Consider the following 14,517-nt stretch of genomic DNA (forward strand, 5'->3'; position numbering starts at 1 on the left):
CGGCCCGCAAGGCACCGGATGGCACAATGGCCGGCGATTATCGCCAGCTTACGCCGCGCGTCCGCGCGGTGCCCTCCATGCCGCAAAGCGCCTACGAACTCGCCCTCGCCGAACACTTCAGCACCTTCCATGCCCTGGCAGCATTGCAGCCGCAGGTGGAGCAGGTGGCCGGCGTGCTGGCCGATGCGCTGCGCTCGGGTGGCAAGGTCATGCTCTGCGGCAACGGCGGGTCCGCGTCCGACAGCCAGCACATTGCGGCGGAGCTCACCGGCCGCTTTGTCAAGGACCGCGCGCCGCTGGCGGGCCTGGCCTTGACCACGGACACCTCCGCGCTCACCAGCATTGGCAACGACTACGACTTCGGCGCGGTGTTCGAGCGCCAGGTGCGTGGCCTGGGCCGCGCGGGTGATTGCCTGATCGGCCTGTCCACGTCCGGCAATTCCGAGAACGTGATCCGCGCGGTCGAGGCCGCCCATGCGCTGGGTATCACCACCATCGGCCTGCTCGGGCGCGATGGCGGGCGCCTTGCAGCGCTGTGCCGGCATGCGGTGGTCGTGCCGAGCAACACCACGGCCCGCATCCAGGAGGCCCACATCTTCGTCGGCCACCTGTGGTGCCAGCTGATCGAGCAGCGGCTCGGCGTGGGGCAGTGAGCGGCATGCGGCCGACGCGGGAGCAGGTCGCCGGCAAGCGCGTGCTGGTGGTGGGCGACGCGATGCTGGACCGCTACTGGTACGGTGCGGTGGACCGGATCTCACCCGAGGCCCCCGTGCCGGTGGTGCGCGTCACGCGCGAGGAGGAACGCCTGGGCGGAGCCGCCAACGTGGCGCTGAACGTCAAGTCGCTGGGCGCACAGTGCACCTTCATGACGGTGGTCGGCACCGACGAGCCGGGGCAGAAGCTGCGCACTTTGCTGGAGCGCCAGCAGATCGCCACGGTGCTGGGCAGCGACCCCAAGCTCTACACCATCGTGAAGCTGCGGGTGATCGGCCGCTCGCAGCAGCTGATCCGCATCGACTTCGAGAACCAGCCCGACCACGAGGTGCTGCAGCAGATGCTCGCCGACTATGAGCGCGTGCTGCCCGAGCATGACGCGGTGCTGTTCTCCGACTACGGCAAGGGCGGGCTCACGCACATTCCGCGCATGATCGAGATGGCCCGCCAGGCCGGCATTCCGGTGCTGGTGGACCCCAAGGGCGCCGACTACGGCCGCTATGCCGGCGCCAATGTGATCACACCCAACCGGGCGGAACTCGCCCAGGTGGTGGGCAACTGGACCGACGAAGCGGACCTGCAACGCCGCGCGCTCGAACTGCGCCGGCGCCTGGGGCTGGATGCCGTGCTGCTCACCCGCTCGGAAGAAGGCATGAGCCTGTTCGACGCCAAGGAGCCCTTCCACGTGAAGGCGCTGGCGCGCGAGGTGTTCGACGTCACCGGCGCCGGCGACACCGTGATCGCCGCCATGGCCACCCTGGTGGCGTGTGGCGTGGACCTGCGCAGCGCCACCGCCTTGGCCAACCGGGCCGGCAGCATCGTGGTGGGCAAGTTCGGCACCGCCACCGTGAGCTACGACGAACTCTTTGCCTATGACTGAGCCGCAGGTGTTCGAGCCGATGGCCAAGCTGCTGGACGCAGAACAGGCGCTCGGCAGCTTGGCGCAGCGCCGCCCGATGGTGTTCACCAACGGCGTGTTCGACATCCTGCACCGCGGCCATGTGAGCTACCTCTGCGCCGCCCGTGCCCTGGGCGCCTGCCTGGTGGTGGGCTTGAATTCCGATGCCTCCGCGCGCGGCCTCAACAAGGGCCCCGACCGGCCGCTGAACAGCGAGCGCGACCGCGCCTTCGTGCTCGGCGGCCTGGCCTGCGTGGACGCGGTGGTGCTGTTCGGCGAGCACACACCAGTGGAACTGATCCGGCAGTTGCGGCCGGACATCTACGTCAAAGGGGGCGACTACGACATCGAGGCCCTGCCCGAGACCGCACTGGTGCGCAGCTGGGGCGGCCGTTCGCTCGCCCTGCCCTTCGTGAGCGGCTTTTCCACCACCCAGCTGGTGCAGCGCATCCGCGCGGCGGAGCAACGGCCATGAGCCGCCGGGCCGCTCCCAAGGCGAATACCGCAGCCCGTATGGCGGAGGTTGCCCAATGAGCGCGCCGGGCCGCTCCCAAGCGCGAATCCCGGAGCGCGTCAGCGCGGAGGGTGGACCCATGACCAAGCCCCTCATCGTGCGCGTGCGCAACTGGGTGGGCGACGTGGTGCTGGGCCTGCCGGCGCTCCGGCTGCTGGAACAGCACGGCTACTCGCTGCACATCGTGGCGCGGGGCAAGTGGGCGCCGGCGCTGCTGGCCGGTTATCCCTGGCCCGTGCATGTGCAGCCCAAGGGGCTGATGGAGCGTGCCGCTCAGCTGCGCAGCATCCGCGACGAGTGCGTGCGACAAGACCCCGGGTTCCGGCGGCGCGAAAACGCCTTCGTGCTGCCGCAGTCGTTCTCCAGCGCGCTGGAGATGCGGCTGGCCGGCCTGAAGGCGGTGGGTTATGGCCAGGAGGGGCGCAGCTTCCTGCTGGCGCGCTCTGAAAAGGTCACGTACGGCGGATCTGCCCTGGTGAGCTACTGGGAGCTCGCCTGCAAGTTCCTGCGTGTGGAGGGCGCGCCCCCGGCCCACATCGACATGCAGCTGGCACCGGCCAAGGTGGCGCAAGCGCGTGAACTGCTGGCCCAGCATGCGGTGCCACCGGGCTACATCGTGATCTGCCCGTTCGCGGCCGGCCTGGCCACCGAACGCAAGCTGGAGAAGAAGTGGCCCGGCTTTCCCGATTTCGTGCGCCAGGCCGCGCGTGAATTCGGCCGCCGCCTGGTGGTGTATCCCGGGCCGGGGGAACACGAGCTGGCGCGCAGCCTGTACCCCGATGCTTTGATGCTCGAAGGCTCCGACCTGGCCGTCTACGGCGCGCTGTTGCGCGACGCGGCCCTGGTGGTTGCAAACGACACCGGGCCCGGCCACATGGCGGGCGCCCTGGGCGTCACGGTGCTCAGCGTGCTGGGCCCGACCGTGGCGCATCAGTGGGCGCCCTACGGGCCGCGGGTGCACGTGGTACAGCACCCGCAGCCGCCGGACGGTGCGACGGTGTGGCCGAGCGTCGACGAAGTGATGGCCAAGGCGCGTGAGCTGCTGGCCAGCACGGCGGCAGGATGAGTGAACGAGAGCCGATTCACATCGGCCTCGGGCTGGGCCGCATCCGCCACTGGCACGACGGACTCGGCGAGTTCTCTCGCCAGCTCGGCATGGCGCTGGCCGCCCAGGCGCCGCGGCTGCAGGCTGAACGCGGATGGCGTCTGCACTTCCACCTGCCCCGGGCATTCCACGGCTGCTTTGGTGACCAGGTGGGGTACCTGGCCACGCACACCACGCAGCGCTGGCTGCACGCGCTGCCGATGCGCTTCGCCTTGTGGCACACCTGGCACCAGCACAACCGCCTGAAGCCCCCGCTGGGCACGCGACGGCGCGTGGAAACCATCCACGACCTCAACTTCCTGCACAACAAGCAGGGCCCCAAGATCGAGCGCTATCGCCGCATCCATCGCCAGCGGCTGCAGCACCTGGACGCCGCGGTGGCGATCACCCACCACGTGGCCGCCGACATCGCACGTGAACTGGCGCCAGTGAGCACGCCGGTGGAGGTGATCCACAACGGCAGCACCGATCTCACGGCCCACGCGCAGCAAGCGCTGCCAGACCTGGGCGGCGCCCCCTTCCTGCTGCACGTGAGCCGCATGGCCCCCAGCAAGAACATCGTGGCACTGCTGGACCTGGCAGCGGCCTGGCCGGAAAAACGCCTGGTGCTGGCCGGCGCCCCCAGCCCCTACACCGACGAGGTGCGCCGCATGGTGGCCGAGCGCGGCCTGCACAACGTGCTGATCCGCCATGACCTGAGCGAGGCGCAAAAGGCCTGGGCCTATGCCCATTGCGAAGGCTTCCTGTTCCCGTCTCTTGCAGAAGGGTTCGGGCTGCCGCCGCTGGAGGCCATGCACTTCGGCAAGCCGGTGTTCCTGTCGCGGCTGACCTCGCTGCCGGAGGTGGGGGGAGATGCGGCGTTCTACTTCGACAGCTTCGATGGGGCTGCGACGCGGGCCGTGGTGGAACACGGCCTGGCCGCAGGTGCCGACCCGGCGCGCCAGGCGGCGGTAGCGGCCCATGCCAGGCAATTCAGCTGGCAGCGTTGTGCCGAGCGCTATGTCGCGCTGTACACGCGGCTGCTGGAGCGCTAATGCTAGAACTGCCGCAAGTGACGCTGTGCTGCGTGGACACGCGCACACCACAGCTCGCACTGGCCGCGCTGGCGCGTTGCACGGCGGGCATCCGCTTCGCGGAGGTGCTGCTGTTCACCGACACGCGCGTTTGCAGGCAGGCACCGCCGGGTGTGCGGCTGGTGGACATGCGCATCGAGTCGGTTGCTGCTTATTCGGAGTTCATGCTGCGCGGCATCACGCCGCACATCGCCACTTCCCACTGGCTCATCGTGCAATGGGACGGGTTCGTGCTGGACGCCTCGGCATGGCGCCCCGAGTTCCTGGACCATGACTACATCGGCGCCCCCTGGCCGAAGGTGGAAGGCGAACGCGCCGTGGGCAACGGCGGCTTCTCCTTGCGCTCGCGCCGCCTGCTGCAGGCGCTGCAGGATCCCGAAATCGTGGTGTCGCACCCTGAGGATGTGTGCATCTGCCAGCTGAACCGTGACCACCTGGAGCAGCAGCACGGCATCCGGTTTGCGCCGCTGGCGCTGGCGCGACACTTTGCCTATGAGCGCGCCAAACCGAACCATCCCACCTTCGGCGTCCACGGCCTGTTCAATTTCGCAGACGTGTTCAGCCCGGAAGAGCTGCTGCAGTTGCTGCGCGGCCTGCCCGACGAGATGTGTCGTGGCCTTGATGCGCACGACCTGGCGGAAGAGCTGCTGCGCCGCGGCGAGCTCGACGCAGCGGCGGTGATCATCGACAAGCGCAAGCGGCTGGGCATGACAGACCGGCGCAGCTGGCGCCTGCGCCTGAAGCACCGCCTGGCACGCTGGCGCTAATCGGACGGCCCGAACAGCTGCACCGCGCCCGCCGCTTCGGCTGGCCGCAGGCGCAACACCGCCAAGTTGTCCAGCTGCTGTGCGCTCAACTGGGCCCGAACACGGTTGCGAGCCGCCGGCCCGGCATGCAGGGCGAACACCAGCGCCATGGTCTCTCCGAAGTAGAACGCCTTGCCCTGCGACGCCAGCAAGGTGGCCTCCGGGTTGAAGTCCGTCCCGCTCACCGTGCGGCAGTCGGGCGGAATGGTGCTTCGTTTGGCGGCGATGGGATGGCGCACAACCAGGGTGCGGCGCACGTCAAGGCCAAAGCTGGTGATCACGGCGGCGGGCTGCAGGCCAGGGGATTCGAAGAACACATGGTCGATGCCGTCCAGCGCCATCGCGCTGCGCGGCGACACGGTGGCCAGGTCCAGCAGGCCGCACACCGGCTGGACCTGGAAGTCCTGCAGCCAACCGGGCAGCGCGCCGTAGTCCCGGAAGGTGAAATACGGCGGCCGGCCGGTGATGCGGTCCAGCTCGAAGTTGCGCGGTTCGCGCCGCAAGGTATCCAGGCCGTCGTCGAGGTAGGCAATGGAGTGGGCATCCGCAGCGGCCGCAGCAATGCGCCGATTGAAACGATGGTGCGGCAGGTACAGCGTGCGCACCTGGCCCAGCCGTGCCAGCCCTCGCACAAGGCGCAGGCTCCAGATGCCGATCGGCAGATGGCTGACGCGCTCGACGTGCTGGCGTTCGAAGCGCCTCGGTTCATACAGCAGCAGGGCCCGGCCGTGCACCACGTTCCGCACGCCGCGCACCGCCACCGCGTAGTTGACCAGGTTGGTGCAGACCAGGACGTCCAGCATGTCGGCCGGGCGGACGCTTGTCAGACGTTCATGCCGGCTTCCGCGCGCTCATGGTGGCGATGCCATTCGTCCGCCATCGGTGCTTCGCGGTAGTCCTTGAAACACGGCGTGCCGAGGGTGTAGTGCAACAGCTTGGCGTCGTAGTTGTCTTCGTATTCGGTGGTCAGCCAGTTCCACTCCCTGGGCAAGGCACCCACTTCGGCATCGTCGAGCCAGCTGAAACGGTGCAGGAAGGCGCCCGTCTGAGCCATCAGGAACTCGGGCGTGAGGATGCGGTTCTTGGGATGCTCGCAGTTCCACAGCATCACGCTCGACCAGTTCTTGCGCGGGTAGTTCTGGTTCTTGTTGCCCAGGTACTTGGTGCTGGCCTTGGTGACGTAGTCATGCTGCACCACCTGCACCGCCTTGCGCGGGTCACGCAAGGCCCACAGCTCGGCGATGTCGGCTCGGCAGATCATGTCGCCATCAGCAAAGATCGCCCAGCCGTCGTAGCCGCACAGATACGGCGTGAGGAATCGCGAGTAGATGAAGGTGTTGCTGCCATCGCCGTGCGTCTCCTTGTAAAGCGGCAGCGACTGCAGCACCAGCGGCGTGAAGGCGACGGGCTGGCTGGCCTTCTCGAGCACGCTCTGGCAGAACGTGTGATAGGCGACCGCCTCGCGGGGGTCGAAACCGATGAAGAGCTTGATCACGTTGTTACCTCCATGGATGTCGCCCCCCAGGGGCATGCCCGCCACTGTAGCCCCAGCGTCCTGCTGGCTGGTGGATACGCGTCAAGCTTCGACCACCGTGCGCCAGCGCGAGGCGATTGCGTCCAGGCTGTAGTGCGCGGCAAGGAGCGACTGGCCCGCTTGCACGTCCTTGGCACGGCGCTCGGTGTCGTGCAGGTAGCCACCCAATCCGTACGCCCAGTCGTCCAGCACGGTGCAGTGGGCGAACTCGTCGTAGCTCGGAATGCGGGTCGCCATCACGTTCAACCCATGCAGCAAGGCGGTGGCCACCCGGTTGTTCGTCTTGCAGCGGGTGAAAGGGTTCAGGCCCACCGGGATCACACACGCACCGTGCAGCCGAAGTGCCGGAGAAAAGCTGTCGGCATGCCAGGGCAGATAGGCACGCGGAAACTCCCAGCCCGCGGTGATGCGGCGGAACTTTGCCTCATCGTTGCTGATGACGGTCAGGCTGACCGCGGCTTGCCGATGCGCCTGGTGCATTGCCTCCTGGATGCGCTGCAGGTCCGCCATGCCACCGTCCGTGCCGGCGCTGCCATGGTTGCCGAACCAGACCAATCGGCGCGACCGCGGTACGCCGGTACCACGCAGCCACTGCCGCAGGCACAACAGCCGGAATTGCGCGCGGGGGGCTCGCCAGGGGTGCGCGGTATCGAAGGGTGGTTCGGCCGCGTCCGGTACCACCACGACCCGGAACTGGCCGGGACTCTCGCTTCGGACCGCCTCAGCCAGTGCCTGCGACGCCACCACCACGGTGTCGACCGATGCCACAGCGTGGCGCAAGACAGCCGCACGCTGGCCCAGCGCCGGATCGGCGCCCTCGAAGTGGAAATGGTTGTCGCACAGGTCCAGCAGCACGCGGGTGCCGCCGCTGCGACGGCACTGCAGCGCACGTTCCAGCGACGCGGGGTCGTAGCGTTTGGAAAGTACCAGCACCGCGGGCACCTGGGTGTCCTCGGGCCGGAACAGGCCAACGTCCATGTCCAGGCCGCGCAGGTGCTCGACGATGCGCTGGCATCGCAGGCGGTAGCTGGCAATGCGCATGTCGGTGGTGTGCGGCCACCACCGTACCGCACGGGCCGACGGGCCGTGGTTCATGCAGTGCGTGGCTGCGGCTTAGGGCGCGCCCAGAACTCCATGCGGCCACTCTGCCGGGTGATGCCGAGCAGCCAGCCCAGCCAGCGCCTCAACTTGCCGGCCTTGGGCGAATGCTTGAGCCAGCGGGCGAGGCGGAGCAGCCGCTGGCGGCCGTGGGCCTCAGCCTGCCACTCCAGGCTGTTGAGCAGGTTCATGGGATTGGGCTGCCAGTGCATCGCACAGAGCGTCCAGCCCGCTTTGTCCAGCAAGCGGCGCAGGCTGTCGGGCGTGTAGTGGTACAGATGCGCGGGCAGGTGCCAACCGTACCAGTATTCACCGAACACGCGACGCTCCAGCGCGCTGGCATCCGGGACCGCCGCCACGAGGTAACCGTCGGGCCGGACCCATTCATGCATCTTGCGCAGGCCCGCCAGCGGCTCGTGCAGATGCTCCAGCACCATCCAGGCGGCGATCACGTCCGCCTTTTCCTGCGGCGGAGTTGCCGTTTCCAGCGAGCCGGTACGCACGTTCAGCCCGCGCTCACGCGCCTTCTGTGCCGCGGCGGGCGAAAACTCGATCCCCTCGACGGTCCAGCCCTTCGCCTGCATCTCCAGCAGGTAAGCACCGCCCGCACTGCCGACTTCGAGCATGCGGCCCGGCGCAATGTCAGGAATGCGTCGCACGTCCTTGCCCAGCCAGCGGTTCCAGCGCGCCTTGAAGCGGCGATGCCAGGTGCTGGGCTTCACCTTGATGACCGGCGCGGTCATGTAAGGCCCGTAGTCGTCGGGATAGTAGGCTCCGATCGCATCGGCCGTGGGCCGCGGGTCGGTGCGCATCAGGCCGCAGCCGGTGCACTGCACCACCGTGAATCGACCTGGCAGGCCGTGCAAACGGTCCTGGCCCTCGGTCACCGGCCGGTCGGACGGCGCGCAGCCGTTAGGGCAAGGCCGACTTTCGAGAACGACGCCGTCCAAGTGCGGAGAACTCATGAGCCCGGTAGTATAGGTTCCACCATGCAGCCTCCCCGCCCTGCCGCGCTTGTCCTGCTGCTTGCAGCCATGGCCTTGCCGCTGCCCGCCGTGGAGCTGAACGACGCCAGCCGGGCCGAGCTCGAACGCGTCAAGGGCATCGGCCCGGAGCTGTCCGATCGCATCCTCGCGCAGCGTGCCGTTCGCGCCTTCGAGGGCTGGGCGGACCTGATGCGCAGAGTACCCGGTGTGGGAGCCCGCAGCGCCCAGCGCCTGGCGGCCCAGGGCCTCACCGTGGCAGGCCAGCCTTATGCGCCCACGCCTGCGGCCAGCAGCCCTTCGGTCGATGCCGCGCGCTGAGCCGGCGTGGCACCACGCTGGTCCCACCCAAAAAACGCCGCCACCTCCTCCCGCCGTGCGAACGTGTCCGCTTCGCCCAACGCGATCAGCTCCCGCGTGAACGGCGCTTCGAACAGCAGGTAGCTGGCCAGCGCCGAGCCGCGCGCTTCGTGCCCGTGCTCCGGGCTGGACACACCCACCCCGCGCAACAGCGCACGCACCGCGGGTGGCAGGTTGGCGATGTGGCGGGCGGCGATGTCGTCCAGGCGCTGGCTGGGGGCGATCACCAGCACCTCGATCGGCCGCAGGCTGGTCTTGGCGCGCGCTTCGGGCGACAGCAGCGACAGCGTGTTGTTGATGCGCTGCAGGCGCTCGATGTCCACCGCCAGTGCGTCCAGGAAGATGTTGGACAGCGCATGGCCGGCGATCTGCGCGAGCGAGGGGTATTCGGTGGCGGCGCGGCGCTCGCCGGGCGGTTCGTGCATGCGGCCCGCGCCGATGACCAGCACCTTCTCGGCACCCAGGTGCACCGCCGGTGAGATCGGCGCGGCCTGGCGCATGGAGCCGTCGCCGAAGTACTCGGTCTGGCCCTCCACACTCAGTGGCACCGCCGGGAACACGAAGGGAATCGCCGAGGACGCCAGCAGGTGCGCCATGGTGATCTGGCTCTTCACCGCGATGCGCTGCGAGCGATTCCACGGCAGGAAGTCGCGCACCGCGTCGTAGAAGGTGACGTGGAAGCCGGAGCTGTAGCTGGAGCCGGTGACCGCCAGCGCTTGCAAGTGGCCGCCTTCCATCACCTCATGCAGGCGCTCCAGGTGCACCATGCGCTTGAGCAGGTCGTGCAGGGGCGAGTTGTCCAGCAGCGAGCGCGGCCGCATGCGGCGCCAGCGCGCAATGATCCAGCCGATGGACCAAAGGGTGAGCCAGCGCGCACCGGTGCGGATGACGCCCAGCGAATCCGCGCGGTACACCTGCTCGGCCTGGAAGTTGGACCACACCTCCGCCAGCCCGGCGACCGCCAGGTCGAAGTGGTCGGCATGGCAGGCCAGGGCGGCGGCGTTGATCGCGCCGGCCGAGGTGCCGGCGATCACTGGAAAGGGGTTGCCCGAAGGCGCCTTGCAGTCGCGGCGGATGCGCGACACCGCCTTGAGCACCCCCACCTGGTAGGCCGCACGTGCGCCGCCTCCGGTGAGGATCAGGCCGGTCAGCGGCTTCGAGGTGGCAGGCTGCATGGGCAGCAGTGTGGCAGCGGCTGCCGCACCGAAGGATCAGGGTCAGCCCGGCGGGCGTGGCGACACGGCATCAAAACCCGTCAATACCGCACACCCCCAGGCGGCGCATCCCTCAGTCGTGCTTGCCGTGCCCCTTGCCTTTGCCCTTGCCATGGCCGTGACCGTGGCCTTCGCCACCATCGTGGTCGTCGCCCTGGCGCACCACGTAGTGTTGCTGGTAGTAGGTGTCACGCACGAAGTAGACCGGCTGGCCGCAGGCGTTGTACTTGTGGCAATGCTTGGACCACTTCTTCTCGTGGCCGGGCGGCACATGCAGGTAGATCGGCTGCTGCACCACCTGCACCGGCGGCCGGGCAATGATCACCGGCTGGGCGTAGACCAGCGCCACCGGGGGGGGCGGCTGGTTGATGTCCACACGGCCGTAGAAACCCGGCTGGTTGACCGACACAGACACGCCCACATCGGCGGCAAACACAGGGCTGGCCGTGGTGGCGGCAGCGCCGGCGGCGGCGAGGACAAGCAGGAGTTTTTTCATGGGATGAGCGCAACGACAGTGAGGCTGGTGCATTGTTCAACGCCCGGATCAGCCCGACTGCCGACAGCAGCCACACTTCTTCACGAAAGGCGCCGCTGTTGCCGGCTGTTTCAGCGCTTCAGCCCGCTTCGTACACCAACTGCGCGGCACCGTGGGCTGCCTGCTGCCAGCGCAGCAGCGCGGCATCGCTGGGGAAGAAGCGGCCCTCGTCGCCAAGATCAAGTTCTCCGACCGCACCCTCGCGCTGCAGCATCAGCCGCACGGTGAGCCCTTGCACCAGGTCGCCCTGTTCGGTGGCCTCGCGCTTGGGCGGGAACTCCCGCAGCAGCTGCTGCACCGGTGGCACCGTGCCATTGACCGCCACGCGCAGGTAGCGGGCGAAGCGGCAGCGCGCCGCCGCCAGGCTCCACACCTGCATCACGTTCAGCCGCAGGCCGCCGGAGAACCGGTCCGGCTGCACCTTGCCCTGCACGATGATGAGCTCGTCGTCCTTCAGCAGGTCCTTGTTCGCATCGAGCAGCTTCTCGTCCGCCACCGCCTCGATGAACTCGCTTTTGTCGTCGAGCTTGAAGATCGCCACCCGGCCGCGCTGGCCGTTGACGATGCGCAAATCGCCCACGATGCCGGCCAGCATCTGCGGCTCGCGGCTGTCCACCAGGTCGGCGATCTGGCGGCGCACGAACTGGCGCACCTCACCCTCGCTCTGGTCGAACATGTGGCCCGACAGGTAAAAGCCGATCGCCGTCTTCTCCAGCGTCAGCCGCTCCTTGATGCTCCAGGGCTCCACGTCCACCAGCGCCGGCTCCTGGGTGGAGGCGGCATGCGAGTCGCCAAAGTCGAACAGGCCGCCCTGGTCCACGTGCGCAGCCTGGGAATCCGCCCATTCGAACGCAAGCGACACGCTCGCCAGGGTGCTCGCGCGGTCCGGGTGCAGCAGGTCGAAGGCACCGGCCTTGATCAAGGCTTCCACCACGCGCTTGTTGATGCGGCTGCGGTCCACCCGCGCGCAGAAGTCGAAGAGGCTGCGGAACGGCCCGCCGCCGGAGCCGTCCTTGCCGTCGCGGGCCGCGACGATGGCCTCGATCGCGCCCTGCCCCGTGCCCTTCACCGCGCCGAGCCCGTAGCGAATGAGCTTTCGGTTCACCGGCTCGAAGCGGTGGACCCCAGTGTTCACGTTCGGCGGCTCGAAGGTGATGCCGAAGTTCTTCGCATCGTTGAGCAACACCTTGAGCTTGTCGGTGTCGTCCATTTCGATGGTCATGTTCGCGGCAAAGAACTCGGCCGTGAAATGCACCTTGAGCCAGGCGGTGTGGTACGCCAGCAGCGAGTAGGCGGCGGCGTGCGACTTGTTGAAGCCGTAGCCCGCGAACTTTTCCATCAGGTCGAAGACCTCGTCGGCCTTCTCCTGGCTGATGCCCTTCTTGGCCGCGCCCTCACGGAAGATCTCGCGGTGCTTGGCCATCTCCTCGGGCTTCTTCTTGCCCATGGCCCGGCGCAGCATGTCGGCGCCGCCGAGCGAATAGCCGCCCAGCACCTGCGCCGTCTGCATCACCTGCTCCTGGTAGACCATGATCCCGTAGGTCTCGGCCAGCACCGGTTCGGCCAGCGGATGCGGATACTCCACCGGCTCCTTGCCGTGCTTGCGCGCGACGAAGGTGGGGATCAGGTCCATCGGGCCCGGCCGGTACAGCGCGTTAAGCGCGATCAGGTCTTCCAGGCGGTTGGGCTTGGCGTCGCGCAGCATGCCCTGCATGCCGCGGCTTTCAAACTGGAACACCGCTTCGGTCAGGCCGTCGGAGAACAGCTTGTAGACCCGCGGGTCGTCCAGCGGAATCGTCTCGAACTGGAAGTCCTTCTGCTCCGGGTAGCGGGCGACGATGAACTCCTTGGCGAGCTCCAGGATCGTGAGCGTGGCCAGGCCCAGGAAGTCGAACTTCACCAGGCCGATCGCCTCCACGTCGTCCTTGTCGTACTGGCTCACCGCGGAGTCGCTGCCGGGCTGCTGGTAGAGCGGGCAGAAGTCGGTGATCTTGCCGGGCGCGATCAGCACGCCGCCGGCGTGCATGCCGATGTTGCGCACCATGCCTTCCACGCGCGCGGCCAGCTCCAGCAGCGCCGCCACTTCCTCTTCGGCGGCTTCGCGCTGCTCGAGCTCCGGCGCTTCCTTGCGGGCGTAGATGATCCCCGGGTCCGGCTTCTCGGGCACCTTGGCCAGGGTGACGGTTTTCCCCGGAGGCGCCGGGATCAGCTTGGCGATGGAATCGACGTGGCCGTAGCCCATGCCGAGCACGCGGCCCACGTCGCGCAGCGCGGCCTTGGCCGCCATGGTGCCGAAGGTGGCGATCTGGCTCACCGCCTCGCGGCCGTACTTGTCCTTCACGTACTCGATCACGCGGTCGCGGTTGCCCTGGCAGAAGTCCACGTCGAAGTCGGGCATGGACACGCGCTCCGGGTTCAGGAAACGCTCGAACAGCAGGTTGTACTGCAGCGGGTCCAGGTCGGTGATCTTCAGGGCGTAGGCCACCAGCGAGCCGGCGCCGGAGCCGCGGCCAGGCCCCACCGGGCAGCCGTTGTTCTTGGCCCAGAGAATGAAGTCCGACACGATCAGGAAATAGCCCGGGAAGCCCATCTTCAGGATGGTGCCAATCTCGAACTCCAGTCGCTCCACGTAGCGCGGGCGCTGTTTGTCCCGCTCGGCCGCGTCGGGGTACAGCAGCTGCAGCCGATCTTCCAGACCTTCGAAGGACGCCTGGCGGAAGTAGGCCTCGATCGGCATGCCGTTCGGCGTGGGAAAGTCCGGCAGCCGTGGCTTGCCCAGCACCAGCGTGAGGTTGCAACGCCGGGCGATCTCGGTGGTGTTGGCCACGGCCGAGGGCACATCGGCGAACAGCGCCTCCATCTGCGCCTGGGTCTTGAAGTACTGCTCTCGCGTGAAGCGTTTCACGCGGCGCGGGTCGGCCAGGGTTTCGCCTTGTGCAATGCAGACCCGGGCCTCATGCGCCTCGAAATCATCCGGCGCCAGGAACTGCACGGGATGCGTGGCCACCACCGGCAGCTTCAGCTCCGCGGCCAGCGGCACGGTGGCGCGCACATGCGCTTCGTTGTTGGGCAGGCCGGCACGCTGCAGCTCCAGGTAGAAGCGGCCGGGAAACAGCTCGCCCAGCCGCTGCGCCGAGGTGGCCGCGCGCTTGCGGTCACCGGCCAGCAGCGCCTGCCCCACCACGCCGCCCTCGGCGCCGGACAGCACGATCAGCCCGCTGCCCAGCTCCTGCAGCCAGTCCCACTTGATCCAGGCCTGGGCGCGCTGCGCATTGCGCGTCCAGCCGCGCGCCAGCAGCTCCGACAGGTTGTGATAGCCCTCGCTGCTTTGCACCAGCAGCGCCAGCCGGCTGGGCAGCTTGTCGCCCGGCTCCGGCTCCATCCACACGTCGGCACCGATGATCGGCTTGACGCCTTTCTTGCGGCAGGCCGTATAGAACTTCACCGCGCCGAACAGGTTGTTCAGGTCGGTGATCGCCAGTGCCACCTGGGCGTCGTCGCGGGCCGCGCCGGCCGCATCGTCGATGCGCAGGGTGCCGTCGACGACTGAAAATTCGGTGTGGGTGCGCAGGTGGACGAAGGGCATTCACCGGATTGTAGAGAGCCGTTTCGCAGGCACCTTCCGTGCGCTTCCCAGGTATCGGGATTGCCGCGCTTCTCCCATGTGACCCCCCGACACATGA

Annotated in this window: 14 protein-coding genes; 7 read left to right on the plus strand and 7 right to left on the minus strand. The window is 68.1% G+C overall.

The genetic code is table 11. The annotated features are described in order from the left end of the window. Positions 1 to 77 precede the first annotated feature (77 nt). The 6 genes from VPH43_RS04845 to VPH43_RS04870 all read left to right on the plus strand — a co-directional run bounded on the left by VPH43_RS04845 (position 78) and on the right by VPH43_RS04870 (position 5,071). Entirely contained in the window at positions 78 to 653 is a 576-nt protein-coding gene (locus VPH43_RS04845; RefSeq protein ID WP_328576524.1) for a D-sedoheptulose-7-phosphate isomerase, read from the plus strand. Between the two features lie 5 nt (positions 654 to 658). After that, the gene (gene rfaE1 / locus VPH43_RS04850) at positions 659 to 1,594 is read left to right on the plus strand and encodes a D-glycero-beta-D-manno-heptose-7-phosphate kinase (protein WP_328576525.1); all 936 of its coding nucleotides are present in this window, start codon (positions 659 to 661) and stop codon (positions 1,592 to 1,594) included. A 19-nt stretch (positions 1,595 to 1,613) separates the two neighbouring features. After that, a complete protein-coding gene (gene rfaE2 / locus VPH43_RS04855; protein WP_328576839.1) occupies positions 1,614 to 2,087 on the plus strand; it encodes a D-glycero-beta-D-manno-heptose 1-phosphate adenylyltransferase in 474 nt (157 codons plus the stop codon). A gap of 118 nt (positions 2,088 to 2,205) precedes the next feature. After that, positions 2,206 to 3,192 carry a glycosyltransferase family 9 protein gene (locus VPH43_RS04860; RefSeq protein WP_328576526.1) on the plus strand — a complete coding sequence of 329 codons (987 nt, stop codon included), beginning with the start codon at positions 2,206 to 2,208 and terminating at the stop codon, positions 3,190 to 3,192. After that, positions 3,189 to 4,265: a glycosyltransferase family 4 protein gene (locus VPH43_RS04865; protein ID WP_328576527.1), complete on the plus strand. Its 1,077-nt coding sequence runs from the start codon at positions 3,189 to 3,191 to the stop codon at positions 4,263 to 4,265. The genes VPH43_RS04860 and VPH43_RS04865 overlap by 4 nt, the downstream gene beginning before the upstream one ends. Next, positions 4,265 to 5,071 carry a DUF5672 family protein gene (locus tag VPH43_RS04870; protein ID WP_328576528.1) on the plus strand — a complete coding sequence of 269 codons (807 nt, stop codon included), beginning with the start codon at positions 4,265 to 4,267 and terminating at the stop codon, positions 5,069 to 5,071. Before VPH43_RS04865 ends, VPH43_RS04870 begins: the two co-directional genes overlap by 1 nt. On the opposite strand, the gene VPH43_RS04875 is transcribed toward VPH43_RS04870, so the two are convergent. The 4 genes from VPH43_RS04875 to VPH43_RS04890 all read right to left on the minus strand — a co-directional run bounded on the left by VPH43_RS04875 (position 5,068) and on the right by VPH43_RS04890 (position 8,554). Continuing rightward, the gene (locus tag VPH43_RS04875; RefSeq protein ID WP_328576529.1) at positions 5,068 to 5,913 is read right to left on the minus strand and encodes a hypothetical protein; all 846 of its coding nucleotides are present in this window, start codon (positions 5,911 to 5,913) and stop codon (positions 5,068 to 5,070) included. The two genes, VPH43_RS04870 and VPH43_RS04875, sit on opposite strands and share 4 nt — an antisense overlap. A gap of 20 nt (positions 5,914 to 5,933) precedes the next feature. After that, positions 5,934 to 6,605 carry a glycosyltransferase gene (locus VPH43_RS04880; protein WP_328576530.1) on the minus strand — a complete coding sequence of 224 codons (672 nt, stop codon included), beginning with the start codon at positions 6,603 to 6,605 and terminating at the stop codon, positions 5,934 to 5,936. 81 nt (positions 6,606 to 6,686) lie between these two features. Beyond that, on the minus strand, positions 6,687 to 7,739 hold the full coding sequence (locus VPH43_RS04885; protein WP_328576531.1) for a hypothetical protein: 1,053 nt from the start codon (positions 7,737 to 7,739) through the stop codon (positions 6,687 to 6,689). Continuing rightward, positions 7,736 to 8,554: a class I SAM-dependent methyltransferase gene (locus tag VPH43_RS04890; protein WP_328576532.1), complete on the minus strand. Its 819-nt coding sequence runs from the start codon at positions 8,552 to 8,554 to the stop codon at positions 7,736 to 7,738. The genes VPH43_RS04885 and VPH43_RS04890 overlap by 4 nt, the downstream gene beginning before the upstream one ends. Before the next feature lie 177 nt (positions 8,555 to 8,731). Between VPH43_RS04890 and VPH43_RS04895 the strand changes: the two genes are divergently transcribed. Beyond that, positions 8,732 to 9,046, plus strand: a complete 315-nt coding sequence (locus VPH43_RS04895; RefSeq protein ID WP_328576533.1) for a ComEA family DNA-binding protein — start codon at positions 8,732 to 8,734, stop codon at positions 9,044 to 9,046. On the opposite strand, the gene VPH43_RS04900 is transcribed toward VPH43_RS04895, so the two are convergent. From VPH43_RS04900 to dnaE, 3 genes are all read right to left on the minus strand, one after another. After that, positions 8,995 to 10,260, minus strand: coding sequence for a patatin-like phospholipase family protein (locus VPH43_RS04900; protein ID WP_328576534.1), 1,266 nt, complete (start codon positions 10,258 to 10,260; stop codon positions 8,995 to 8,997). The two genes, VPH43_RS04895 and VPH43_RS04900, sit on opposite strands and share 52 nt — an antisense overlap. 112 nt (positions 10,261 to 10,372) lie before the next feature. Next, positions 10,373 to 10,795, minus strand: a complete 423-nt coding sequence (locus VPH43_RS04905) for a hypothetical protein (protein ID WP_328576535.1) — start codon at positions 10,793 to 10,795, stop codon at positions 10,373 to 10,375. Between the two features lie 118 nt (positions 10,796 to 10,913). Further along, a complete protein-coding gene (gene dnaE / locus VPH43_RS04910) occupies positions 10,914 to 14,420 on the minus strand; it encodes a DNA polymerase III subunit alpha (RefSeq protein ID WP_328576536.1) in 3,507 nt (1,168 codons plus the stop codon). Positions 14,421 to 14,517: the final 97 nt, after the last annotated feature.

Source organism: Ideonella sp. BN130291 (assembly GCF_036231905.1).
GTDB lineage: Bacteria > Pseudomonadota > Gammaproteobacteria > Burkholderiales > Burkholderiaceae_C > CAMLIZ01.

Excerpts from the sequence above, each read along its gene's own strand:
- VPH43_RS04845 (WP_328576524.1), top strand. The coding sequence starts at position 78 with ATGCCGCAAAGCGCCTACGAACTCGCCCTCGCCGAACACTTCAGCACC.
- rfaE1 (WP_328576525.1), top strand. The coding sequence starts at position 659 with ATGCGGCCGACGCGGGAGCAGGTCGCCGGCAAGCGCGTGCTGGTGGTG.
- rfaE2 (WP_328576839.1), top strand. The coding sequence starts at position 1,614 with ATGGCCAAGCTGCTGGACGCAGAACAGGCGCTCGGCAGCTTGGCGCAG.
- VPH43_RS04860 (WP_328576526.1), top strand. The coding sequence starts at position 2,206 with ATGACCAAGCCCCTCATCGTGCGCGTGCGCAACTGGGTGGGCGACGTG.
- VPH43_RS04865 (WP_328576527.1), top strand. The coding sequence starts at position 3,189 with ATGAGTGAACGAGAGCCGATTCACATCGGCCTCGGGCTGGGCCGCATC.
- VPH43_RS04870 (WP_328576528.1), top strand. The coding sequence starts at position 4,265 with ATGCTAGAACTGCCGCAAGTGACGCTGTGCTGCGTGGACACGCGCACA.
- VPH43_RS04875 (WP_328576529.1), bottom strand. The coding sequence starts at position 5,913 with ATGCTGGACGTCCTGGTCTGCACCAACCTGGTCAACTACGCGGTGGCG.
- VPH43_RS04885 (WP_328576531.1), bottom strand. The coding sequence starts at position 7,739 with ATGAACCACGGCCCGTCGGCCCGTGCGGTACGGTGGTGGCCGCACACC.
- VPH43_RS04890 (WP_328576532.1), bottom strand. The coding sequence starts at position 8,554 with ATGCGCACCGACCCGCGGCCCACGGCCGATGCGATCGGAGCCTACTAT.
- VPH43_RS04895 (WP_328576533.1), top strand. The coding sequence starts at position 8,732 with ATGCAGCCTCCCCGCCCTGCCGCGCTTGTCCTGCTGCTTGCAGCCATG.
- VPH43_RS04900 (WP_328576534.1), bottom strand. The coding sequence starts at position 10,260 with ATGCAGCCTGCCACCTCGAAGCCGCTGACCGGCCTGATCCTCACCGGA.
- VPH43_RS04905 (WP_328576535.1), bottom strand. The coding sequence starts at position 10,795 with ATGAAAAAACTCCTGCTTGTCCTCGCCGCCGCCGGCGCTGCCGCCACC.
- dnaE (WP_328576536.1), bottom strand. The coding sequence starts at position 14,420 with ATGCCCTTCGTCCACCTGCGCACCCACACCGAATTTTCAGTCGTCGAC.